This is a genomic window from Pseudomonas fluorescens Q2-87, assembly GCF_000281895.1.
Taxonomy (GTDB): domain Bacteria; phylum Pseudomonadota; class Gammaproteobacteria; order Pseudomonadales; family Pseudomonadaceae; genus Aquipseudomonas; species Aquipseudomonas fluorescens_S.
In genome coordinates this window covers 4,974,956-4,997,364 of sequence record NZ_CM001558.1, presented here as the reverse complement: position 1 = coordinate 4,997,364, position 22,409 = coordinate 4,974,956, and the positions used below count along the sequence as shown (strand labels likewise).

The window sequence follows — 22,409 nt, the reverse complement described above, 5'->3', positions numbered from 1 at the left end:
CAGATAAGTCCTGATTACGATGGCCCTACTGCAGATCGCCGAACCCGGCCAAAGTCCACAACCGCACCAGCGTCGCCTGGCTGTCGGGATCGACTTGGGTACTACCAATTCCCTGGTCGCTGCCTTGCGCAGCGGTCTTTCCGAACCGCTGGCCGATGAGCGCGGGCAGGTGATCCTGCCGTCCGCCGTGCGCTATCACGCCGATCGCGTCGAAGTGGGCGAGTCGGCCAAGCTGGCCGCCGCCACCGACCCGTTGAACACCATTGTCTCGGTCAAGCGCTTGATGGGTCGTGGTCTGTCCGACGTCAAGCAATTGGGCGAGCAACTGCCGTACCGCTTCGTCGGCGGCGAATCCCACATGCCGTTCATCGAAACCGTCCAGGGCCCGAAAAGCCCGGTGGAAGTGTCGGCAGACATCCTCAAAGTCTTGCGTCAGCGCGCCGAAGCGGCATTGGGTGGCGAACTGGTCGGCGCGGTCATCACCGTCCCGGCCTATTTCGACGATGCCCAGCGTCAAGCCACCAAGGACGCGGCGAAGCTGGCCGGCCTCAATGTACTGCGCCTGCTCAACGAGCCGACCGCTGCTGCCGTGGCGTATGGCCTGGACCAGCACGCCGAAGGCCTGGTTGCCATCTACGACCTGGGCGGCGGTACTTTCGATATTTCCATCCTGCGCCTGACTGGCGGCGTCTTCGAAGTCCTGGCCACCGGCGGCGACAGCGCCCTGGGCGGCGATGACTTCGACCATGCCATTGCCGGCTGGATCATCGAACAAGCGGGCCTGTCCGCCGATCTCGATCCGGGTGCCCAGCGTCACTTGCTGCAAACCGCCTGTGCCGCCAAGGAAGCGCTGACCGATGCCGCGACCGTCGAAGTGGCCTACGGTGATTGGAAAGCCTCACTGACGCGCGAAGCGTTCGATGCGCTGATCGAGCCGATGGTCGCCCGCAGCCTCAAGGCTTGCCGCCGTGCGGTACGTGATTCAGGCGTTGAGCTCGAAGATGTTAAAGCGGTGGTCATGGTTGGCGGTTCGACCCGTGTGCCGCGCGTTCGTGAAGCTGTTGCCGAAGCCTTTGGTCGCCAGCCGCTGACCGAAATCGACCCGGACCAGGTGGTCGCCATTGGCGCGGCGATCCAGGCCGATACCCTGGCCGGCAACAAGCGCGAGGGCGGCGAACTGCTGCTGCTCGACGTGATTCCGTTGTCCTTGGGTCTGGAAACCATGGGCGGCCTGATGGAGAAGGTGATCCCGCGCAACACCACCATCCCCGTTGCCCGCGCCCAAGACTTCACCACCTATAAAGACGGCCAGTCGGCCATGATGATTCACGTGCTGCAAGGCGAGCGTGAGCTGATCAGTGACTGTCGTTCCCTGGCGCGCTTCGAATTGCGCGGCATCCCGGCCATGGTCGCCGGTGCGGCGAAGATCCGCGTGACCTTCCAGGTCGACGCCGACGGCTTGCTCAATGTCTCCGCCCGCGAGCTCGGTTCGGGCGTCGAGGCAAGCATCCAGGTCAAGCCGTCCTACGGCCTGACCGACGGTGAAATCGCCAAGATGCTCAAGGATTCGTTCCAGCACGCCAGCGACGACAAGGTGGCCCGTGTGCTGCGTGAGCAGCAAGTCGATGCCCAGCGCCTGATCGAAGCCGTGCAAGGCGCCCTTGAAGTCGACGGCGAGCGATTGCTGGACGCCGAAGAGCGCATGGTCATCGAGCTGCAGATGCAGGAATTGTCCGAATTGATCAAAGGCACCGATGGTTATGCCATCGAGCAGCAGACCAAGCGTCTGTCGCAGGTCACCGATGCCTTTGCTGCCCGCCGCCTGGACTCGACGGTTAAATCCGCCCTGGCGGGGCGCAACCTGAATGAAATCGAGGAATAACTGATGCCGCAGATCATTTTTCTGCCACACGCCGAGCACTGCCCGGACGGTATGGTGGTAGAGGCCGAAACCGGCAAGTCCATTCTCGAAGTGGCCCACGATAATCACATCGAGATCGAGAGCGCCTGTGGCGGCGTCTGTGCCTGCACCACGTGCCACTGCGTTATCCGCGAAGGTTTCGACTCTTTGAACGAAGCCGACGAGCTGGAAGAAGACTATCTTGATAAGGCGTGGGGCCTGGAGCCGACATCGCGCCTGACCTGCCAGGCCAAGGTCGGCACCGAAGACCTCGTCGTCGAAATCCCGAAATATTCGCTTAACCATGCGGCCGAAGCGCCGCACTGATGGTGACACTGTCATGAGCTATGGTTGGAATGATGTACAGCGCATCGCTGAAGAATTGGCCGAAGCGAAGCCGGACGTGAATCCGCTGACTGTGAATTTTGTCGATTTGCAGCGCTGGATCATGGAGCTACCCGATTTCGACAATGCCTCCGGCCGTTGTGGCGAGAAGGTCTTGGAAGCGGTCCAGACGCTCTGGATCGCCGAAATCGACTGATCGACCTGGCAGGTTAGGCAATACCCCTGAACCCGCGTATAATTCGCGGGTTTAATTTTTCGCAAATTACCGTTTCTGGAGTTACACCATGGCTGTTCAACGTACTTTCTCCATCATCAAGCCTGACGCCGTTGCTAAAAACGTGATCGGCAAGATCGTTACCCGCTTCGAAGACGCTGGCCTGCGCGTTGTAGCTTCGAAAATGAAGCAACTGTCCAAGGCCGAAGCCGAAGGCTTCTACGCTGAGCACAGCGAGCGCGGTTTCTTCGGTGAACTGGTTGCTTTCATGACTTCCGGTCCGGTTGTCGTTCAGGTGCTGGAAGGCGAAAACGCCATTGCTCGCAACCGTGAGCTGATGGGCGCTACCAACCCTAAAGAAGCTGCTGCCGGCACCATCCGTGCTGACTTCGCCGAGTCCATCGACGCCAACGCCGTTCACGGTTCGGACTCCGAAGCCGCTGCTGCTCGCGAAATCGCTTACTTTTTCGCTGCTACTGAAGTAACCGCTCGCTAAGCATTGGCTTAAGAGCGAAGGTGAATCCATGACTACATCGACTGTTAAAACCAATCTGCTGGGGCTGACCCAGCCGGAAATGGAGAAATTCTTCGACTCGATCGGGGAGAAGCGTTTCCGTGCCGGTCAGGTGATGAAATGGATTCACCACTTTGGCGTCGACGACTTCGACGCCATGACGAATGTCGGCAAGGCCCTGCGCGAAAAGCTCAAGGCTGTTGCCGAGATTCGCGGCCCCGAAGTGGTCAGCCAGGACATTTCCAGCGACGGCACCCGTAAGTGGGTGGTGCGCGTGGCGTCCGGCAGCTGCGTCGAGACCGTCTACATTCCCCAGGGCAAACGCGGCACCTTGTGCGTTTCGTCCCAGGCAGGCTGTGCCCTGGATTGCAGTTTCTGCTCCACCGGCAAGCAAGGCTTCAATAGCAACCTCACCGCCGCCGAAGTGATCGGCCAAGTGTGGATTGCCAACAAATCCTTTGGCAGCGTCCCGGCGACCGTCGACCGTGCCATCACCAACGTGGTGATGATGGGCATGGGTGAGCCGCTGCTGAACTTTGACAACGTCATCGCGGCCATGCACCTGATGATGGATGACCTGGGCTACGGCATCTCCAAGCGCCGGGTGACCTTGTCCACCTCGGGCGTGGTGCCGATGATCGATGAGCTGGCCAAGCACATCGACGTCTCCCTGGCGTTGTCGCTGCACGCACCCAATGACGCATTGCGTAACCAATTGGTGCCGATCAACAAGAAGTATCCGCTTAAGATGCTGCTCGAGTCGTGCCAGCGCTACATGTCGTCCCTGGGCGAAAAACGTGTGCTGACAATCGAGTACACCTTGCTCAAGGATGTGAACGACAAGGTCGAGCATGCAGTCGAGATGATTGAGCTGCTCAAGAATATCCCATGCAAGATCAACCTGATCCCGTTCAACCCGTTCCCGCATTCCGGCTACGAGCGTCCGAGCAACAACGCGATTCGTCGCTTCCAGGATCAGCTTCACCACGCTGGCTTCAACGTCACCGTGCGTACCACTCGCGGCGAAGACATCGATGCCGCATGTGGCCAATTGGTAGGACAGGTGCTGGATCGCACCCGTCGCAGCGAACGCTACATTGCCGTGCGTGAATTGAACGCCTCCGACGATGCGGTGCAAAACGCTGCGAACAGTCACTAAGAGAGGAACTCTATGTCCCTGCGCTTCGCGCTCGTTTTGCTGTTGGCCGGCCTTTGTTCCGGTTGTGTCCTGTCGGGTGACTACAACCCGATGAAGACCAGCAAGGGGCGCGACGAGGCACGTGTGGCCTATGTGCAATTGGGCATTGGCTACCTGCAACAGGGCATGACCGAGCGGGCCAAGGTCCCGCTCAAGAAAGCCCTGGAGCTGGACAGTTCCGACCCGGATGCCAACGCGGCCCTGGCGTTGGTGTTCCAGGCGGAGATGGAACCCGAGCTGGCCGACGAGCACTTTCGCAAGGCGCTGTCCGGTCGGCCGCAAGATGCACGGATCCTGAACAACTACGGCAGTTTTCTTTTCGAGCAGAAACGCTACAAGGACGCCTACGAGCGTTTCGAGCAGGCTGCCGCCGATACCCTTTATCCTGAGCGTTCGCGGGTTTTCGAGAACCTTGGCATGACGGCTGCGCAGCTCGGCCAGCGTGACCTGGCGCGCCAGCAGTTGGAAAAGGCACTACGGCTCAACCGTCAGCAACCGCGAGCCTTGCTGGAAATGGCTGAGTTGTCTTACGAAGACAGGCATTATGTGCCCGCGCGCGACTACTACGAGCGTTTTAGCCTGCTGAGTGAGCAAAATGCACGTAGTCTATTGCTCGGTGTTCGGTTGGCACACGTGTTTGAAGATCGCGACAAGGCTGCAAGTTATGGCCTGCAACTCAAAAGACTCTATCCCGGTACGCCGGAATATCAGCAATACCTGTCGGAGCAATGATGAAAGCGGCGCATCCCGAAGTTGTAGCAGCGACTCGCGTAAACCCCGGTGAGACCCTGCGTCAAGCCCGCGAAAGCAATGGTTGGTCGCTGGCCGAAGTGGCCCTCAAGCTCAATCTCACCGTGACTTCCCTGAGCAATCTGGAAGCGGGCGCGTTCGATAAACTGCCGGGGCATACCTTCGCCCGGGGCTACATCCGCGCCTATGCCAAATTGCTTGGCATGGACCAGACCGTCCTGGTCCAGCAATTCGACCAGTACACCGGTTCCGACGCCCAAGGCAGCAGCGTGCACAGCCTGGGTCGCATCGAAGAGCCGGTGCGGGTTTCCCACACCATTTTGCGGATCGTCAGCCTGTTGTTGCTGATCGGTGTGATTGGCGGCGGTTTTGTCTGGTGGCAGGACCAGGCTTCCTTGCGCAACAAGGAGCCGGTCGCCATGAACCCTGAGCATGTCGAAGTCGAAGGCGCGGACGGCACTACCCAGATTCATCCGCTGGACGAGCCGGAAGACCAGGCCGTAGTCGAAGGCCAGGCCGAAGGCGAAACCGCGCTGGCGCTGCCTCAAGGCCAGGACGATGCGGACGCCGAAGGGGGCGCTGAGCCGGCTGTTCCTGCTTCCGCGCCGACCGCGCCAGCTGCCCCGGCCACAGGCGGAGCACCGATTGCCGCTGCACCTGCCGCGCCGAGCACACCAGCGCCGGCTGCGCCTGCTACCCACGCCGCTCCAGTCGCGCCGACAGCCTCCGCCGCTCCTGCAGCTCCGGCTCCGGCGCCAGTCGCGGGTGAAGGCCAGGTACAGATTCAGTTTGTTGCCGACTGCTGGACACAGGTCACCGATGGCAACGGCAAAGTGCTGTTCAGTGGCCTCAAGCGCAAGGGCGACAGCACCACCATCAATGGCAAGCCGCCATTTGCCGTACGCCTGGGTTACGCCCGGGGCGCGCAGGTCAGCTACAACGGCCAGCCGGTCGACATCGCTCCGTTCACCAGTGGCGAGACCGCTCGCCTGAAGTTGGGTCAATAAGTCATGCACGGCGAATCTCCAATCAAGCGTCGCGAATCCCGAAAGATCTGGGTCGGTAACGTGCCTGTCGGCGGCGATGCGCCTATCGCTGTGCAGAGCATGACCAACAGCGACACCAACGACGTGGCCGCCACGGTCGCTCAGATCAACCGCCTGGAAGCCGCCGGTGTCGACATCGTGCGGGTTTCCGTGCCGGACATGGACGCTGCCGAGGCGTTCGGCAAGATCAAGCAATTGGTCAAGGTCCCCTTGGTGGCCGACATCCACTTCGACTATCGCATTGCCTTGCGCGTGGCCGAGCTGGGTGTAGATTGCCTGCGTATCAACCCGGGCAACATCGGCCGCGAAGACCGCGTACGCGCCGTGGTGGATGCCGCCCGTGACCGGGGCATTCCGATCCGTATCGGCGTGAACGCCGGTTCCCTGGAAAAAGACCTGCAAAAGAAATACGGCGAACCGACCCCCGCGGCGCTGGTAGAGTCGGCCCTGCGCCACGTCGAGCACCTCGAACGCCTGAATTTCCAGGACTTCAAGGTCAGCGTGAAGGCTTCCGACGTGTTCATGGCGGTGGAAGCCTACCGTCTGTTGGCCAAGGAAATCGTTCAGCCGTTGCACTTGGGCATCACTGAAGCCGGTGGGTTGCGCTCGGGTACGGTGAAATCTGCCGTCGGCCTCGGTATGCTGCTCGCCGAAGGGATTGGCGATACCATCCGCATCTCGTTGGCGGCTGATCCGGTCGAGGAAGTGAAAGTCGGCTACGACATCCTCAAGTCCCTGCACCTGCGTTCCCGTGGGATCAACTTCATCGCCTGCCCGAGCTGCTCGCGGCAGAACTTCGATGTGGTCAAGACCATGAACGAGCTGGAAGGGCGCCTTGAGGACCTGCTGGTGCCGCTGGATGTCGCGGTGATCGGTTGCGTGGTCAACGGGCCGGGCGAAGCCAAGGAGGCCCATATTGGCCTGACTGGCGGTACGCCGAACCTGATTTACATCGACGGCAAGCCGTCGCAGAAACTGACGAATGACAATCTGGTGGATGAGCTGGAACGGCTGATCCGCCAGAAAGCGGCCGAAAAGGTCGAAGCCGACGCAGCGGTCATCGCGCGCGGCTGATCGAACGAATTAAGGAAATTTTGTGAGCAAGTCTCTGCAAGCCATTCGTGGCATGAACGACATCCTGCCCGAGCAGACGCCCCTGTGGCGCTATTTCGAAGGCACCGTGGCGCGTTTGCTGGATAACTACGGTTACCGGCAGATCCGCATGCCCATCGTCGAATTCACCGAACTGTTCAAGCGCTCCATTGGTGAAGTGACCGACATCGTCGAAAAGGAGATGTACACCTTCGACGACCGCAACGGTGACTCCCTGACCCTGCGCCCTGAAGGCACGGCGGCCTGCGTGCGTGCAGTGCTCGAGCATGGCATCACAGGCGGCGGCCAGGTGCAGAAACTCTGGTACGTCGGCCCGATGTTCCGTCACGAACGCCCGCAGAAAGGCCGTTATCGCCAGTTCCACCAGATCGGTCTCGAAGTGTTCAACCTCGACGGCCCGGACATCGATGCCGAGCTGATCGTCATGACCTGGCGCCTGTGGGGCGAGCTGGGTCTTCGCGATGCGGTCAAGCTCGAGCTCAACAGCCTGGGCACCAGCGAATCCCGTGGGCGCTACCGTGAAGCGTTGGTGGAGTTTCTCTCCGCGCACCTGGACAAGCTGGACGAAGACAGCCAGCGCCGTCTGAAGACCAACCCACTGCGCGTGCTCGACACCAAGAATGCCGACACCCAAGCGGTGCTGGTCGACGCCCCGAAAATGGCCGACTACCTCGACGACGAATCCCGCGCGCATTTCGAAGGGTTGAAGGCGCGCCTGGATGCCGTCGGCATTCCCTACGTGATCAACCCCAAGTTGGTTCGTGGCCTGGATTACTACAGCAAGACTGTTTTCGAATGGGTCACCGACAAGCTCGGTGCCCAGGGCACTGTGTGCGCCGGCGGCCGTTACGACGGGCTGGTGGAGCAGATGGGCGGCAAGCCGACTCCAGGCGTGGGCTTTGCCATGGGCATCGAGCGCCTGGTGTTGATGCTCGAAGCCTTGGACAAGGTTCCGCAAGAGCTGTCCCGTCAAGTCGACGTCTACCTGTGCGCTTTTGGTGAGGCCGCCGAACTGGCAGCCTTGTCATTGAGCGAGCGGATCCGCGACCAGTTGCCCAACCTGCGCCTGCAAATCAATGCCGGCGGTGGAAGCTTCAAGAGCCAGTTCAAGAAAGCCGACAAGAGCGGTGCGCTGTACGCACTGATCCTGGGTGACGACGAACTGGCCCAACAAGTGGTAGGTTTCAAACCCCTGCGTGGCCAGGGCGAACAACAAAGTATTGCCTGGGATGTGCTTGCTGCACACCTGGCCACCTGCGTCGTGCAGGGTTGAAGCTGTCGAACAGCCGATTTAGCGATTAAGGAGTATTGGGGTGTCGAGTACCGAAGATGAACAGCTGGCGGATTTGAAGGACTGGTGGACGCGCAACGGCAAGCCGCTGGTCACTGGCGGCCTGTTGGCGCTGGTCATCGTGTTCGGCTGGCAGGCCTACCAGAAATACCAGAGCAGCCAGTCGCAAGGCGCCTCGGCGCTTTACCAGCAATTGCTGGAAACCACGCTGACTCCCGACGGCAAGCCTGACGCTGCCCGTGTGGCGGACCTGGCCGGCAAGCTCGACAAGGAATTCGGCGGCACCGCCTATGCGCAATACGGTCGCCTGTTCGTGGCCAAGGTTGCGGTGGATAGCGGCAAGCTGGATGACGCGGCCACCGAACTCAAAGGCATCGTCGACAAGCCGGCCAACCCAACCTTGGGCGAAGTGGCGCGTCAGCGCCTGGCACAGGTGTTGGCGGCTCAGAACAAGACCGAAGACGCGTTGAAGCTGCTCGACGGTGATGCCGACAAGGCGTTCCTGGCGACCCGCGAAGAACTCAAGGGCGACCTGCTGGTACAGCTGGGCCGCGCCGATGAGGCCCATGCGGCCTACCAGAAAGCGAAGGCTGCGCTGTCGGATGAAGCCGCGGTCGGTGGCCTGCAAATCAAGCTCGACGACCTGGCCAAAGGGGATGCGTGACGTGATCCGTTGGAAACATGCAGCATTGCTGGCCCTGGCCATTCTGGCCGCGGGTTGCAGCAGCAACAGCAAAAAAGAACTGCCTCCGGCCGAACTGACCGACTTCAAAGAAGAAGTCGTGCTGCAGAAGCAGTGGAGCCGTTCCATTGGCGATGGCCAGGGTGAAACCTACAACATGCTGGTGCCGGCTATTGATGGCGACACCATCTATGCAGGCGACGTCACGGGCGTGGTCATGGCGATGGATCGCAGCAATGGCGACGTGAAGTGGAAGAAAGATCTCGAACTGCCTGTTTCCGGCGCCGTTGGCGTGGGTTACGGGCTGGTCATGATCGGCACGCTCAAGGGTGAGATCGTCGCCCTGGACGCAAGCAGCGGTGAAGAGAAATGGCGCGCCCGCGTGACCAGTGAAGTCCTCGCACCGCCAGCCACCAATGGCGATGTGGTCGTGGTCCAGACCCAGGACGACCGCCTGATCGGCCTGGATGCCGCCACCGGCAATCAGCGCTGGTTGTACGACAGCACCCCGGCGGTACTGACCCTGCGTGGCACCAGTGCGCCGATCGTCACCAACCGCCTCGCGGTGGCTGGCCTGTCGACCGGTAAAGTGGTCGCCCTGGATATTTCTAACGGCGTACCGGTCTGGGAGCAACGGGTAGCGGTCCCACAAGGTCGTTCGGAACTGGAACGTGTGGTCGACATCGACGGCGGCCTGTTGCTGTCCGGCGGTACACTGTATGTCGCCAGCTACCAGGGTCGCGTCGCGGCGCTGGACCTGGAAAGCGGTCGTCCGCTGTGGCAGCGCGATGCGTCCAGCTACGCCGGTGTCGCCCAGGGTTTTGGCAGCGTCTACGTGAGCCTGTCCTCGGGCACGGTTGAAGGCGTCGACGAGCGCTCCACTACTGCTTTGTGGAGCAACGACTCCCTGGCCCGTCGTCAACTGTCGGCCCCGGAAGTGTTTTCCAGCTACGTGGCAGTGGGTGACCTGGAAGGTTACCTGCACCTGCTCAGTCAGGTGGACGGCCGTTTCGTCGGCCGCGAGCGCATCGACAGCGACGGCCTGCGGGCTCGTCCGCTGGTGGCGGGCAACATGATTTATGTATATGGCAACAGCGGCAAACTGGAAGCCCTGACCATCAAGTAAGACTATGCTTGGGGCTAATCCCCCAAGCGGCCTTGTTCACAAGGTTTGCAGGGCTTGCACAGACTGCCCCGAGCACCAGCCGCTGCCTCGCAGCGGCTTTTGTATTTTCTGAAATAACGAAGTGGAGAGCCGCATGGTTCCCGTAATCGCCCTGGTGGGCCGACCGAACGTCGGCAAGTCCACCTTGTTCAACCGCCTGACCAGGACTCGCGACGCCATTGTCGGCGACTTGTCCGGTCTGACCCGTGATCGCCAATACGGTGAGGCCAAGTGGCAAGGGCGTACCTATATTCTGGTCGACACCGGCGGCATCTCCGGTGATGAACACGGCATGGACGAAAAAATGGCCGAGCAGTCGCTGCTTGCCATCGAAGAAGCCGATGTGGTGCTGTTCCTGGTAGACGCCAAGGCCGGTTTTACCGCCGCCGACCAGATGATCGCCGAGCATTTGCGCAAGCGTAACAAGCGTTCCTACGTGGTCGCCAACAAGGTCGACAACATCGACCCGGACATGGCTCGCGCCGAATTCGCACCGTTGGGCATGGGCCAGGCGATCCCGATCGCCGGTGCCCACGGGCGTGGCATCACCCAGATGCTGGAAATCGCTCTGGAGAGCTTCCCCAAAGACGACGCGGAAGAGCCGGAAGACGGCGAAGAAGAGATCGTTGCCGAAGGCGAGGAAGCCAAGCGCATTCCGGGCCCAAGCGAAAAGGACGGGATCAAGATCGCGATCATCGGCCGCCCGAACGTGGGCAAGTCGACGTTGGTCAACCGCATGCTCGGCGAAGACCGGGTCATCGTGTACGACCAGCCCGGCACCACCCGTGACAGCATCTACATTCCTTTCGAGCGTAACGAAGAGAAGTACACGCTGATCGACACCGCCGGTGTGCGTAAGCGCGGAAAGATCCACGAAGAAGTTGAAAAGTTCTCCGTGGTCAAGACCCTGCAGGCGATCAAAGACGCCAACGTGGTGATCTTCGTGATGGACGCCCGCGAGGGCGTGGTCGACCACGACCTGAACCTGCTGGGCTTCGCTCTGGAGGCCGGTCGTGCATTGGTCATCGCGATCAACAAGTGGGACGGCATGACGCCGAGCGAGCGGGATTTCGTGAAGGTCGAATTGCAGCGCCGGCTGTTCTTCGTCGACTTCGCCGACATCCACTTCATCTCGGCCCTGCACGGCACGGGCGTGGGCAACCTCTACGCGTCGGTGCAGAACTCGTTCAAGTCGGCGGTCACCCGCTGGCCGACCAACCGCCTGACCCAGATCCTGGAAGACGCCGTTGGCGAGCACGCGCCACCAATGGTCAACAACCGTCGGATCAAGCTGCGCTATGCCCACTTGGGCGGTGCCAACCCGCCGATTATCGTGATCCACGGTAACCAGATCGAGAAGGTGCCCAAGTCGTATGTTCGTTACTTGGAAAACACTTATCGCCGCGTCCTGAAGCTGGTCGGCACGCCGATCCGCATTGAATTCAAGGGCGGCGAGAACCCGTACGAAGGCAACAAGAACACGCTCACCGACCGCCAGGTCAACAAGAAGCGCCGCTTGATGTCGCACCACAAGAAGGCCGACAAGAAGCGCCGCGACAAGCGCTGATTCAATACCTGTTGCCCGCAAGCTTGTGTGGCGAGGGAGCTTGCTCCCGCTGGGGTGCGAAGCGCCCCCCAGATGTCTCTGCCCCCGCAGTGCATCAGGCACAACCCAGGGGCTGCTGCGCAGCCCAGCGGGAGCAAGCTCCCTCGCCACGGTCGTTCGGCGACATGAAAAGGGTGCCCTTGGTGGCACCCTTTTTCATGCCCGGTGATTGGGCTATCCTCGATCTCTCCCGCGCCGCACCAGAGCCGGGTGCAGCGCAGGGAACCCCGCATGATCACCAGCAAGTTGCCGAATGTTGGCATTACTATCTTCACCCAGATGTCCCAGCTCGCTGCGCAGACCGGCGCGCTGAACCTGTCCCAGGGATTTCCCGATTTTGATGGCCCGCAGGCTCTGCGCGATGCGGTTGGCCGGCACATCGCCCAGGGCCATAACCAGTATTCGCCGATGACCGGTTTGCCGGCCCTGCGTCAGCAGATCGCGGCGAAAATCAGCCGTAGCTATGGCGCCACGGTTGATGCCGATCAGGAAGTCACCGTGACGCCCGGCGCGACCCAGGCGATTTTCTGTGCCATCGCGGCGGTGGTGCACAGCGGCGACGAAGTGATCGTATTTGACCCTTGCTATGACAGCTACGAGCCGGCGGTGCAATTGGCCGGCGGGCGCTGCGTGCATGTGCAACTGGGCCTGGGTGATTTCGCCATCGATTTCCAAAAGCTCGGTGAGGCCCTGAGCTCGCGCACGCGCATGATCATCCTCAACACGCCGCACAACCCCAGCGGCGCCTTGATCAGCCATGCCGAACTGGATCAACTGGCGGCGCTGATTCGCGACCGGGACATCTACCTGATCAGCGACGAAGTCTATGAACACTTGGTGTTTGACGGCGTGTCCCATGCCAGCGTGCTGGCCCACGAGGAGCTGTATCGACGGGCTTTCGTGGTCAGTTCGTTCGGCAAGACCTATCACGTCACCGGCTGGAAAACCGGCTACGTGGTGGCGCCGCCGGCCCTGACGACTGAACTGCGCAAGGTGCACCAGTACGTCAGCTTCTGCGGTGTGACACCGTTGCAGTACGCCCTGGCCGACTACATGGCCGAGCATCCGGAGCACGTCGAGGCGCTGCCGGATTTCTACCAGGCCAAGCGCGACCTGTTCTGTGATCTGCTGGCCCCGTCGCGGTTCAGCTTCACACGGGTGGCCGGTACCTATTTCCAACTGGTGGATTACTCGCAAATCCGTCCGGACTTGAATGATGTCGATATGGCGGTCTGGATGACCCGCGAGCACGGTGTGGCGACGATCCCGGTCTCGGTCTTCTACCAGAACCCACCGCAGGGCCAGTGCCTGGTGCGCCTGTGCTTTGCCAAGCGTGAGGAGACGCTGCGCGAAGCGGCGGAGAAACTATGCGTGATCTGAGTATGCTGCCCAACCTTAACGTCGCCCTGATCCAGACTACCCTGGCCTGGCATGACCGCCGGGCCAACCTGGAACATTTCGAAGCGCTGCTGGAGCAGGCACGCGGGGCCGACCTGATCGTTCTGCCGGAAATGTTCACCACCGGTTTCTCCATGGAATCGCAGACCCTGGCGGAGCCGGAAAACGGCCCGACACGCCAATGGCTCAAGGCCCAGGCCGCGAAGCTGGACGCGGTAATCACCGGCAGCGTAATCATCCAGGCGGCTGACGGCAGCCATCGCAATCGCCTGCTTTGGGCGCGGCCAGACGGTGAAGTGCTGCATTACGACAAGCGTCATCTGTTTCGCATGGCGGGGGAGCATAACCATTACACACCAGGCGAGCGCCAGGTGTTGTTCGAGCTCAAGGGCTGGCGAATCCGCCCGCTGATTTGCTACGACCTGCGCTTCCCGGTCTGGAGCCGCGATGCGGAGGACACCGATCTGTTGCTCTATACCGCCAACTGGCCCGGGGCGCGACGTCTGCACTGGAACCGGCTACTGCCGGCCCGAGCCATCGAAAACCTGTGCTACGTGGCGGCGGTGAACCGCGTCGGCACCGACGGCAAGGGCTTCGCCTACACCGGTGACAGCCAGGTACTGGATTTTCAGGGCGAGACATTGCTCAGCGCCGGGGAGGCAGACGGTGTGTTCACGGTGTGTTTGAGTGCGGCGGACCTGGCGGCGTATCGCACGCGGTTTCCGGCGAACCTGGATGCCGACAGCTTCGAATTCATCTGATTGAAACGATTCAGCCCTCAAGAAGGGCTAGGGTGTGCCGATAAACAGTCAGCCAAGGAGGAGTCCATATGACCACAATCAGTGCAACCACCCTAAACCCTTACCTGCCATCGTCCCCTAATATCTCGCTCAAGGGAGCCGCCGAGACACCCGCGTCGGCTACCAGCCCAACGGTATCGTTGGGTATCACCGAAGAAAAAGACGATGACAAGCTTCCTGAAGCGACGGGTGTCAGTTCGGGCGGCAGCAACAAAGAAACCATCGATGAGCTGAAAAAACAGATCGAGCAGACCGAAAAGTTATTGGCTCAGCAGCAGGCCCAGTTGGCCCGGATTCAAAACAGCCGGATGGCGGAGGAGCAAAAGAGCCAGCAGGCCATGGCTCTGCAAAATCAGATCATGGGTACCCAGGCGACGTTGATGACCCTGCGAGGGGCACTGTTGCAGGCCATGACCGTTTCGATCGATACCCATGCCTGAAGTTTGCGCTGCCTGATAGATCGCTATCGCGAGCGAGCTCGCTCCCACAATGGGTCTGTGTCCACCAGAAATCCCCTGTGGGAGCGAGCTTGCTCGCGAAGAGGCCGGACCAGGCAGCATAAATATTCAGCCAAACAAAAAGGCCCCAGGGTTCACACCCCAAGGCCTTTTGCATTTTAGCCGTGGATCAAGCCGCTTTGGCTTCCGGCTGGCTCAGCGAGCGGTTCAGCGCGCTGAACAGCGCCTTGAAGCTCGCCGTGGTGATGTTTTCATCGATGCCCACGCCGTGCACCGCACGCTCGCCGTTGACTCGCAGTTCGATGTACGCCGCCGCCTTGGCGTTGGTACCTGCGCCGATGGCGTGTTCGTTATAATCCATGATCTCCACCGGAATTGGCAGGCCGGCCACCAGCGCCTCCAGCGCGCCGTTGCCCTTGCCGCGCCAGTGCAGGTTGGTCTCGCCCTGGCCCTTGCTGGCGACTTCCACTTCCACGGCGCTGTTGCCGTTTTCTTCCTGCAGGCGATGGCTGACCAGCGCGTACGGGGTATTGGCTTGCAGATACTCGCGCTGCAGCAAGGCATGGATCTGCTGGGCAGTCATTTCCAGGCCGAGGCGGTCGGTTTCGCGCTGCACCACCTGGCTGAATTCGATTTGCATGCGACGCGGCAGGCTGATGCCGTATTCCTGTTCCAGCAGGTAGGCAATGCCACCCTTGCCGGACTGGCTGTTGACGCGAATCACTGCCTCGTAGCTGCGACCGATGTCGGCCGGGTCGATTGGCAGGTACGGCACTTCCCACAGGCCTTCCGATTTCTGCTGGGAGAAGCCCTTGCGAATCGCGTCCTGGTGCGAACCGGAGAATGCGGTGTGGACCAGGTCACCAACGTACGGATGCCGCGGGTGCACCGGGATCTGGTTGCATTCCTCGACGACTTTACGCACGCCGTCGATGTCGGAAAAGTCCAGCCCGGGATTGATGCCCTGGGTGTAGAGGTTCAGCGCCACGGTCACCAAGTCGACGTTACCGGTGCGCTCGCCGTTGCCGAACAGGCAGCCTTCGACGCGGTCGGCGCCGGCCATCAGGCCCAGTTCGGTAGCAGCGACACCGGTGCCACGGTCGTTGTGGGTGTGCAGGCTGATGAGCACGCTGTCACGACGGGTGATGTTGCGGTGGAACCACTCGATCTGATCGGCATAGATGTTCGGGGTAGCGACTTCCACGGTGGCCGGCAGGTTGAGGATCACCTTGCGCTCGGGCGTCGGGTTCCAGACTTCAATCACCGCGTCGCAGACTTCCTTGGCGAATTCCAGTTCGGTGGCGCTGAAGGTTTCCGGCGAGTACTCGAACTGCCACTGGGTTTCGGGCTGCTGCGCCGCGTATTTGACGAACAGCTTGGCCGCGTTCACCGCGATTTCCTTCACGCCTTCCTTGTCCTGGTTGAACACGATGCGGCGGAACGAAGGGCAGGTGGCGTTATAAAGGTGGACGATGGCTTTTTTCGCACCGCGCAGCGATTCGAACGTACGGGCGATCAGGTCTTCACGGGCCTGGGTCAGCACTTGGATAGTGGTGTCGTCCGGGATGTGGCCTTCTTCGATGAGGGTGCGCACGAAATCGAAGTCAGTCTGCGAAGCGGCTGGGAACGACGCTTCGATTTCTTTCACGCCCACCGCGACGAGGGTTTTCCAGAAACGGAGCTTCTTCACCGCGTCCATCGGCTCGATCAGCGATTGGTTGCCGTCACGCAGGTCGGAACTGCACCAGATCGGCGCGGCGGTGATGGTCTTCGACGGCCAGGTGCGATCCGGCAGGTTGATGGTTGGGAAGGCGCGATATTTCGAAGACGGGTCTTTGAGCATGCTCATCGGGGGAATCCTTATTGTCGTGGCCGGAAAAAGGCGGCCTGCCGGTGGTTCGAATGGGGTGGCTTACAGCCTGGACGAGGTGCCGCGATTCAGCCTGGCAGTCGTGCGCTGACGAGGCACAGACTGCGGTGCTGGCGAAGCTGAATGAGGGTATGAGAGGTTTTCATGCTTCAACCCTAACCGCGCGGGAAGAGGATCGCAAGCAGTCGGAAAAAATTGAGAGAAGTTCTGCTTTTAGGCGAGCTTGCGAGATTTAATCGCGTGACTATGCGGTATTTGTAGTTTTATTGCGTCGATGCTTGTCACTCGGCAATCCATGACGAAGAGTTCCGATGCCGCTGGCCCTTTCGCGAGCAAGCCCGCTCCCACAGGGGAATGTGGACGATTTCAAAATCAACGCTGTACCTGTGGGAGCGGGCTTGCTCGCGAAGAGGCCGGTAGCCTCACCGCAAAAGCTCAGGGTTGAAACGCCCCGATAAAAATCGCCGGATCCACCCGCGCATCGTTCAGGCTGATGTTCCAATGCATGTGCGGCCCGGTCGCCCGGCCCGTGGAACCGACCTTGCCCACCACGGTACCTCGGGCCAGTTGCTGGCCGACCTTCACGTCAATCTTCGACATGTGGCAGAACATGCTGATAAAGCCTTGTCCATGGTCGACGAACACGGTGTTGCCGTTGAAAAAATAATTACCGATCAGGATCACCTTGCCCGCTGCCGGGGTCTTGATCGGTGTGCCCGCGGGCACGGCGAAGTCCAGTCCGGCGTGGGGGTTGCGCTCTTCGCCGTTGAAGAACCGGCGCACGCCGAACTTGCTCGACAGCGGGCCGTTGACCGGTTTGTCGAGCAGCAGGTTGCTGGGAATGTTTGGGCTGAAGCTGCGGTAGGCCTTCAGTTGCACGGCCAGTTCGGCGTCGATGCGCTTGAGGTCCGCCGGGTTCGGGTTGACCTGGCGTTTGTCCTTCAGCGTGATGTGCTGCTCGGGGTATTTTTTATAGCCGACCACGAATGGCTGGGTCGTTGCGCCGCTGCTGATTTGCTGGGTGCCAGGCTGGACCGTCAGGGGAATGCCGACGATTGCCAGCCAGTTGTCCTGTTCCTTGACCACCAGCACCGGTTTGCCTTGGTAGGTGGCTTTTGGCGGCTGGGCCGCACGGCCCAGGTCCACCACGGCCACGCCGCCGGGCACCGGTTTGTTCAACAGGCGGCTGATGTAACTGTCGGCGTGGGCGTTGAAGGTCAGGCACAGCAGGAGCAACGGAGCGAGAAATCGCGGCATGAATCAATCCAGTAGAGAAAGGGTGACCGGCGTCAGGTGGTTATCTTCGACCCGTACCAGCAGCTCACCTTCGCCGAGCTTGGCGGTCAGGCGCTGGCCGGTCTGGGTTTGCCCCGCGTTGCGGATCGCATGCCCACGCTCGTCGAGCAAAATGCTGTAGCCCCGGCCAAGGGTCGCCAGGGGGCTGACGATGTGCAGGGTCTGCATTTGGTTATGCAATTGCACGCGCCGCGCTTTCAGGCCTTCGCGCATGGCCCGGGGCAGCCGTTCGGCGAGGCTGTCCAGGCGATGGCGTAGCAGGGCCAGTTGCCGGCCTGGATGTTGCCCGGCCAGGTGGGTTTCCAGGCGGATCAGGCGTTCGCGGCGGGTATTGAGGTTGCGCTCGAAGGCCCGACGCAGGCGCATGTCCAGGTCGTCGAGGCGCTGGGCTTGCTGGCGCAGGCGCTCGCCGGGATGACGCAGGCGCCGAGTCAGGCCTTCGAGGCGCAGTTGATCGCGCATGAGGCGGTCGCGCATGCGCATCACCAGTCGGCGATGCAGGCTCTCGACCCGGCGCACCAGATCGCCGGCGTCCGGTGCCAGCAGTTCAGCGGCGGCGGACGGGGTGGGGGCGCGCACGTCGGCGACAAAGTCGCTGATGGATACGTCGGTTTCATGGCCCACAGCGCTGACGATTGGCGTGACGCAGGCATCCACCGCCCGGGCCACGGCTTCTTCGTTGAAGCACCACAAGTCTTCCAGCGAACCGCCGCCCCGGGCCAGGATCAGCGCATCGAAACCCCGGGCGTCCGCCAGCTTCAGGGCGCGGACGATCTGCGCGGTGGCTTCGCGGCCTTGCACGGCGGTAGGAATCAATGTCAGGGAAATCTGCGGCGCGCGGCGGCGGAACACGCTGATGATGTCGCGGATCACCGCGCCGGTGGGCGAGCTGATGATGCCGATGCGTTGTGGATGGGCCGGCAGCGGCACTTTGCGCTCGGCACTGAACAGGCCCTCTGCGCTGAGCTTTTCCTTCAACGCATCGAAGGCCAGGCGCAGGGCGCCGTCGCCTGCCGGCTCCACGGTGTCGAGAATCAGTTGATAGTCGCCGCGGCCTTCGAACAGCGAGACCTTGCCGCGTACCTTCACCGCCAACCCGTCTTTCAAGGCCTGGCGCACCCGTGCGGCGTTCTGGCGGAACAACGCGCAACGCACCTGGGCGCCGCTGTCCTTGAGGGTGAAATAGACGTGGCCGGAGGCCGGGCGGGCAAGGTTGGAGATCTCGCCCTCGACCCAGATGTTGCTGAACACGTCCTCGAGCAACACCCGCGCGCGGCCGTTGAGCTGGCTGACAGTCAGGACCTCGCGGTCCAGGCCCAGTCGGGCAAAGGGATCTTTAATCATGGGCGGCATGATAAGGGCATTTGTGGCTGAATCTCTATGTGTACAGACAAATCCCCCTGTGCATTTCCTATCAGACCGAGTCTCCCCTTTCGCGAGCAAGCCCGCTCCCACAGGTACAGCATCAATCTTGAGATCGCTGATATCCCTTGTGGGAGCGGGCTTGCTCGCGAAGGCGATACGTCTATGACCACAAGTGCTGGAAGTAACCCCCTGCATCTGGCTAAAGTCCCCGCTCTCCTCATCAAGGAAGTGCCGGATGAATCTTCTGTCGTGGTTGGGCCAGTGGGCATTCGCGCCCACGGAGTGGCTGGTGATCGGCTTGGCCATTACCCTGGCCTACATTGTGTTTGGCATTGCCGGGTTCGGCACGGCGCTGGTGGCCGCGCCGGTTCTGCTGCTGTTCATGCCATTGTCGAAAATCGTCCCGCTGCTGGTGCTGCTGGATTTCGTCGCGGCCTTCGGCAATTTGTTGCCGTCGCGTCGGGACGTATCCCGGCCCGAGCTGCTGCGGTTGCTGCCGTGCATGGCGGTGGGTTGCACACTGGGGGTGATTTTCCTGCTCAACCTCAAGTCCGACCTGTTGTTGCTATTGATGGGCGTGTTCATCAGCAGTTATGCAATCTATAGCCTGTTGATAAAAAAACGACCGGCACAGCTGTCATCCCTCTGGGCGTTGCCGATGGGCACGGTGGGCGGCATGTTCGGGGCGCTGTTCGGCAGTGGCGGCTTTTTATATGCCATCTACTTGAACAGCCGCCTGCCCAAGGAACCGGCGCGGGCCACGCAAAGTGCCCTAATCAGTTGCAGCACCGTGGTGCGCTTGAGCCTGTTCATCATCGCGGGCGTGTACGCCGAGCTACCCTTGTTGGTACTGGCGCTGTGTTTGTTGCCGGCCATGGCGCTGGGACTGTGGGTGGGCCGTCGCCTGACCATGCGGATGTCGCGGGAGGCATTCGTGCGATTGGTGACCTGGCTGGTGCTCGCCAGCGGCATTGCCCTGATCGGGCGCTATCTGAGCGCTTGACCTGGCTTGACCAGGGATTAAGCTGCCGGCCATTAATAGCCCTGCACGGGAACATCCAGGTTCGCCATGAATTCGCAAAGCATCATCGTTCCGAAAATTTCCACCTTGCCTGTCCACGAGCCTCGGGCCCGGGCGATCGTGCGTTGGCTGGTGCGCAAGAACATTGTCGAGGAACAACTGACCACTTGTGGGCGCACCGGCAATCGCATGGCTCACGCCATTGCGCCCGGCGCGAAGGCGGTGGTCCTGCATCCCGAAGCCTTGCCGTTCGGCGAGGCGATCAATGGCCTGGAGATCATCACCAAGCGCTGCATCTATACGCCGGCCAAGGGCTTTCTCGAAGAAGCCGGCTGTGCCGAGTGCCGCAAGGAAGTCGGCGAGGCGCTGTTCGAAAGTCTGGAAGACTGGATGCCGGCCCGCACCGACAACTTCACGTGCCCCGAGTGCGGGCACGAAGACGACATCAATGGCTTCCTGTTTCTTCAACCTTGCGGGTTTTCCAACCTGGGGTTCATCTTCAACAACTGGTTGGAGGCGGGGTTCAAGCAGGACTTTGTCGAAGAATTCGCCGATTGGCTGGATCAGCCGGTGAGTTGGGTGAAGGTGGAGTTGTAGGTGAGGAGGCATGCGGTCCCGTGGCGAGGGAGCTTGCTCCCGCTCGGTTGCGCAGCAACTGCCAAAAACCGGGGCCGCTTCGCAGCCCAGCGGGAGCAAGCTCCCTCGCCACAGGGGTTCTGTGTTGTATGAGAAGTAAGGTGATTAGCCCCGTCAATCAGCCCGCCAATAATAGACAGAGTTTTACATTGAGCCAGACGGGGTGCATGAGTATAATGGCGCGCTTCCATTTTCCCGCTCGGGAGCCCCCGCGATGCTGCGTATCAGCCAAGAAGCTCTGACCTTCGACGACATTCTCCTAGTGCCCGGTTATTCCGAGGTACTGCCTAACGAAGTCAGTCTTAAAACCCGTCTCACCCGTGGCATCGAACTGAATATCCCGCTGGTTTCCGCAGCCATGGATACCGTGACCGAAGCCCGTCTGGCCATTGCCATGGCCCAGGAAGGCGGCATCGGGATCATCCACAAGAACATGACCATCGAACAGCAGGCCGCCGAAGTGCGCAAGGTCAAGCGGTTCGAGGCTGGCGTGGTCAAGGACCCGATCACCATCGAGGCTGACGCCACGGTTCGCGATCTGTTCGAACTGACCCGCATGCACAACATTTCCGGTGTTCCGGTGCTGCACGATGGCGACCTGGTCGGCATCGTCACCTCCCGCGACGTGCGTTTCGAGAATCGCCTGGATGCCACCGTCCGCCAAGTGATGACGCCTAAAGAGCGCCTGGTCACGGTCAAGGAAGGCACCAGCAAGGACGACGTTCGCGAATTGCTGCACAAGCACCGCATCGAGCGCGTGCTGATCGTCGACGACAAATTCGCCCTCAAGGGCATGATGACCGTCAACGACATCGAAAAAGCCAAGGCCTACCCGCTGGCCAGCAAGGACGACCAGGGTCGCCTGCGCGTCGGCGCTGCGGTCGGTACTGGCAAGGACACCGGTGACCGCGTCGCGGCCCTGGTCAATGCCGGCGTTGACGTGGTGGTGGTCGACACCGCCCACGGTCACTCCAAAGGCGTGATCGACCGCGTTCGCTGGGTCAAGCAGAACTTCCCTGACGTGCAGGTGATCGGCGGCAACATCGCCACCGGCGCGGCCGCCAAGGCCCTGGCCGACGCCGGCGCCGATGCGGTCAAGGTCGGTATCGGTCCTGGCTCGATCTGCACCACTCGTATTGTCGCCGGTGTCGGCGTACCGCAGATCAGCGCCATCGCCAACGTCGCCGCCGCCCTTGAAGGCACTGGCGTGCCGTTGATCGCCGACGGCGGTATCCGCTTCTCCGGTGACCTGTCCAAGGCCATCGTTGCCGGTGCCTACTGCGTGATGATGGGCTCGATGTTCGCCGGTACCGAAGAGGCCCCGGGCGAGATCGAACTGTTCCAGGGCCGCAGCTACAAGGCTTATCGCGGCATGGGTTCGCTGGGCGCCATGTCCCAGGCACAGGGCTCTTCCGACCGTTACTTCCAGGACTCCTCTGCGGGTGCCGAGAAGCTGGTGCCGGAAGGCATCGAAGGTCGCGTGCCGTACAAAGGCACCCTGAGCGCCATCATCCATCAGCTGATGGGCGGCCTGCGTTCTTCCATGGGCTACACCGGCAGCGCCGACATCGAAGAAATGCGCACCAAGCCGGAATTCGTGCGTATCACCGGTGCCGGCATGGCCGAGTCCCATGTCCACGACGTGCAGATCACCAAGGAAGCGCCGAACTACCGTGTAGGTTAAGGCTTCCAGCAAAACGTTAATCACCGGGGCTGTTCATTCAGCCCCGAGTTGTTTCTG

General features: G+C 61.2%; 21 protein-coding genes. 18 read left to right on the top strand and 3 right to left on the bottom strand.

Annotation, left to right across the window (positions count from 1 at the left end; all coding sequences use genetic code 11):
- The first annotated feature begins 19 nt into the window (after positions 1-19).
- From hscA to PFLQ2_RS05910, 15 genes are all read left to right on the top strand, one after another.
- Positions 20-1,882, top strand: a complete 1,863-nt coding sequence (gene hscA / locus PFLQ2_RS05840) for a Fe-S protein assembly chaperone HscA (RefSeq protein ID WP_003185151.1) — start codon at positions 20-22, stop codon at positions 1,880-1,882.
- A gap of 3 nt (positions 1,883-1,885) precedes the next feature.
- Entirely contained in the window at positions 1,886-2,227 is a 342-nt protein-coding gene (fdx, locus tag PFLQ2_RS05845; protein ID WP_003185149.1) for an ISC system 2Fe-2S type ferredoxin, read from the top strand.
- Positions 2,228-2,240: 13 nt separating this feature from the next.
- Positions 2,241-2,441 carry a Fe-S cluster assembly protein IscX gene (iscX, locus tag PFLQ2_RS05850; protein ID WP_003185147.1) on the top strand — a complete coding sequence of 67 codons (201 nt, stop codon included), beginning with the start codon at positions 2,241-2,243 and terminating at the stop codon, positions 2,439-2,441.
- 88 nt (positions 2,442-2,529) lie between these two features.
- Positions 2,530-2,955, top strand: a complete 426-nt coding sequence (ndk, locus tag PFLQ2_RS05855) for a nucleoside-diphosphate kinase (protein WP_003185145.1) — start codon at positions 2,530-2,532, stop codon at positions 2,953-2,955.
- 28 nt (positions 2,956-2,983) lie between these two features.
- Positions 2,984-4,132 (top strand): 23S rRNA (adenine(2503)-C(2))-methyltransferase RlmN, encoded by a 1,149-nt coding sequence (gene rlmN / locus PFLQ2_RS05860; RefSeq protein WP_003185142.1) that lies wholly within the window; start codon positions 2,984-2,986, stop codon positions 4,130-4,132.
- Positions 4,133-4,144: 12 nt separating this feature from the next.
- On the top strand, positions 4,145-4,903 hold the full coding sequence (gene pilW, locus PFLQ2_RS05865; RefSeq protein ID WP_003185139.1) for a type IV pilus biogenesis/stability protein PilW: 759 nt from the start codon (positions 4,145-4,147) through the stop codon (positions 4,901-4,903).
- Positions 4,903-5,928, top strand: coding sequence for a RodZ domain-containing protein (locus PFLQ2_RS05870; protein WP_003185137.1), 1,026 nt, complete (start codon positions 4,903-4,905; stop codon positions 5,926-5,928). The genes pilW and PFLQ2_RS05870 overlap by 1 nt, the downstream gene beginning before the upstream one ends.
- A 3-nt stretch (positions 5,929-5,931) precedes the next feature.
- On the top strand, positions 5,932-7,041 hold the full coding sequence (ispG, locus tag PFLQ2_RS05875) for a flavodoxin-dependent (E)-4-hydroxy-3-methylbut-2-enyl-diphosphate synthase (protein WP_003185136.1): 1,110 nt from the start codon (positions 5,932-5,934) through the stop codon (positions 7,039-7,041).
- Between the two features lie 22 nt (positions 7,042-7,063).
- Positions 7,064-8,353, top strand: coding sequence for a histidine--tRNA ligase (gene hisS / locus PFLQ2_RS05880; protein WP_003185126.1), 1,290 nt, complete (start codon positions 7,064-7,066; stop codon positions 8,351-8,353).
- Between the two features lie 40 nt (positions 8,354-8,393).
- A complete protein-coding gene (locus tag PFLQ2_RS05885; RefSeq protein WP_003185125.1) occupies positions 8,394-9,035 on the top strand; it encodes a YfgM family protein in 642 nt (213 codons plus the stop codon).
- On the top strand, positions 9,028-10,179 hold the full coding sequence (gene bamB / locus PFLQ2_RS05890) for an outer membrane protein assembly factor BamB (RefSeq protein ID WP_003185123.1): 1,152 nt from the start codon (positions 9,028-9,030) through the stop codon (positions 10,177-10,179). Before PFLQ2_RS05885 ends, bamB begins: the two co-directional genes overlap by 8 nt.
- 133 nt (positions 10,180-10,312) lie before the next feature.
- Positions 10,313-11,785, top strand: a complete 1,473-nt coding sequence (der, locus tag PFLQ2_RS05895) for a ribosome biogenesis GTPase Der (RefSeq protein WP_003185121.1) — start codon at positions 10,313-10,315, stop codon at positions 11,783-11,785.
- 270 nt (positions 11,786-12,055) lie between these two features.
- A complete protein-coding gene (locus tag PFLQ2_RS05900) occupies positions 12,056-13,204 on the top strand; it encodes a pyridoxal phosphate-dependent aminotransferase (protein WP_003185119.1) in 1,149 nt (382 codons plus the stop codon).
- A complete protein-coding gene (locus PFLQ2_RS05905) occupies positions 13,192-13,983 on the top strand; it encodes an amidohydrolase (RefSeq protein WP_003185117.1) in 792 nt (263 codons plus the stop codon). The genes PFLQ2_RS05900 and PFLQ2_RS05905 overlap by 13 nt, the downstream gene beginning before the upstream one ends.
- A gap of 68 nt (positions 13,984-14,051) precedes the next feature.
- Positions 14,052-14,462, top strand: a complete 411-nt coding sequence (locus tag PFLQ2_RS05910) for a hypothetical protein (RefSeq protein WP_003185115.1) — start codon at positions 14,052-14,054, stop codon at positions 14,460-14,462.
- Positions 14,463-14,649: 187 nt separating this feature from the next.
- Here the strand turns inward: PFLQ2_RS05910 and leuA are convergent, their stop codons facing one another.
- The 3 genes from leuA to xseA form a co-directional block, all read right to left on the bottom strand.
- On the bottom strand, positions 14,650-16,329 hold the full coding sequence (gene leuA / locus PFLQ2_RS05915; RefSeq protein WP_003185113.1) for a 2-isopropylmalate synthase: 1,680 nt from the start codon (positions 16,327-16,329) through the stop codon (positions 14,650-14,652).
- A 456-nt stretch (positions 16,330-16,785) separates the two neighbouring features.
- On the bottom strand, positions 16,786-17,607 hold the full coding sequence (locus PFLQ2_RS05920; RefSeq protein WP_003185112.1) for a peptidoglycan DD-metalloendopeptidase family protein: 822 nt from the start codon (positions 17,605-17,607) through the stop codon (positions 16,786-16,788).
- A gap of 3 nt (positions 17,608-17,610) precedes the next feature.
- Positions 17,611-18,990, bottom strand: coding sequence for an exodeoxyribonuclease VII large subunit (xseA, locus tag PFLQ2_RS05925; protein ID WP_003185109.1), 1,380 nt, complete (start codon positions 18,988-18,990; stop codon positions 17,611-17,613).
- Positions 18,991-19,246: 256 nt separating this feature from the next.
- Here xseA and PFLQ2_RS05930 point away from each other — a divergent pair, with 256 nt between their 5' ends.
- The 3 genes from PFLQ2_RS05930 (at position 19,247) to guaB (ending at position 22,352) form a co-directional block, all read left to right on the top strand.
- Positions 19,247-20,014, top strand: a complete 768-nt coding sequence (locus PFLQ2_RS05930) for a sulfite exporter TauE/SafE family protein (protein WP_003185107.1) — start codon at positions 19,247-19,249, stop codon at positions 20,012-20,014.
- 66 nt (positions 20,015-20,080) lie between these two features.
- Positions 20,081-20,629, top strand: a complete 549-nt coding sequence (locus PFLQ2_RS05935) for a hypothetical protein (protein ID WP_003185105.1) — start codon at positions 20,081-20,083, stop codon at positions 20,627-20,629.
- A gap of 253 nt (positions 20,630-20,882) precedes the next feature.
- On the top strand, positions 20,883-22,352 hold the full coding sequence (guaB, locus tag PFLQ2_RS05940; RefSeq protein WP_003185102.1) for an IMP dehydrogenase: 1,470 nt from the start codon (positions 20,883-20,885) through the stop codon (positions 22,350-22,352).
- Positions 22,353-22,409 lie beyond the last annotated feature (57 nt).

What these genes read in the sequence shown, in the direction of transcription:
- ndk (WP_003185145.1), top strand. Translation starts at nt 2,530, where the DNA reads ATGGCTGTTCAACGTACTTTCTCCATCATCAAGCCTGACGCCGTTGCT.
- bamB (WP_003185123.1), top strand. Translation starts at nt 9,028, where the DNA reads ATGCGTGACGTGATCCGTTGGAAACATGCAGCATTGCTGGCCCTGGCC.
- rlmN (WP_003185142.1), top strand. Translation starts at nt 2,984, where the DNA reads ATGACTACATCGACTGTTAAAACCAATCTGCTGGGGCTGACCCAGCCG.
- fdx (WP_003185149.1), top strand. Translation starts at nt 1,886, where the DNA reads ATGCCGCAGATCATTTTTCTGCCACACGCCGAGCACTGCCCGGACGGT.
- PFLQ2_RS05910 (WP_003185115.1), top strand. Translation starts at nt 14,052, where the DNA reads ATGACCACAATCAGTGCAACCACCCTAAACCCTTACCTGCCATCGTCC.
- PFLQ2_RS05905 (WP_003185117.1), top strand. Translation starts at nt 13,192, where the DNA reads ATGCGTGATCTGAGTATGCTGCCCAACCTTAACGTCGCCCTGATCCAG.
- ispG (WP_003185136.1), top strand. Translation starts at nt 5,932, where the DNA reads ATGCACGGCGAATCTCCAATCAAGCGTCGCGAATCCCGAAAGATCTGG.
- PFLQ2_RS05870 (WP_003185137.1), top strand. Translation starts at nt 4,903, where the DNA reads ATGAAAGCGGCGCATCCCGAAGTTGTAGCAGCGACTCGCGTAAACCCC.
- der (WP_003185121.1), top strand. Translation starts at nt 10,313, where the DNA reads ATGGTTCCCGTAATCGCCCTGGTGGGCCGACCGAACGTCGGCAAGTCC.
- PFLQ2_RS05920 (WP_003185112.1), bottom strand. Translation starts at nt 17,607, where the DNA reads ATGCCGCGATTTCTCGCTCCGTTGCTCCTGCTGTGCCTGACCTTCAAC.
- PFLQ2_RS05900 (WP_003185119.1), top strand. Translation starts at nt 12,056, where the DNA reads ATGATCACCAGCAAGTTGCCGAATGTTGGCATTACTATCTTCACCCAG.
- xseA (WP_003185109.1), bottom strand. Translation starts at nt 18,990, where the DNA reads ATGATTAAAGATCCCTTTGCCCGACTGGGCCTGGACCGCGAGGTCCTG.
- iscX (WP_003185147.1), top strand. Translation starts at nt 2,241, where the DNA reads ATGAGCTATGGTTGGAATGATGTACAGCGCATCGCTGAAGAATTGGCC.
- PFLQ2_RS05930 (WP_003185107.1), top strand. Translation starts at nt 19,247, where the DNA reads ATGAATCTTCTGTCGTGGTTGGGCCAGTGGGCATTCGCGCCCACGGAG.
- PFLQ2_RS05935 (WP_003185105.1), top strand. Translation starts at nt 20,081, where the DNA reads ATGAATTCGCAAAGCATCATCGTTCCGAAAATTTCCACCTTGCCTGTC.
- guaB (WP_003185102.1), top strand. Translation starts at nt 20,883, where the DNA reads ATGCTGCGTATCAGCCAAGAAGCTCTGACCTTCGACGACATTCTCCTA.
- hscA (WP_003185151.1), top strand. Translation starts at nt 20, where the DNA reads ATGGCCCTACTGCAGATCGCCGAACCCGGCCAAAGTCCACAACCGCAC.
- leuA (WP_003185113.1), bottom strand. Translation starts at nt 16,329, where the DNA reads ATGAGCATGCTCAAAGACCCGTCTTCGAAATATCGCGCCTTCCCAACC.
- pilW (WP_003185139.1), top strand. Translation starts at nt 4,145, where the DNA reads ATGTCCCTGCGCTTCGCGCTCGTTTTGCTGTTGGCCGGCCTTTGTTCC.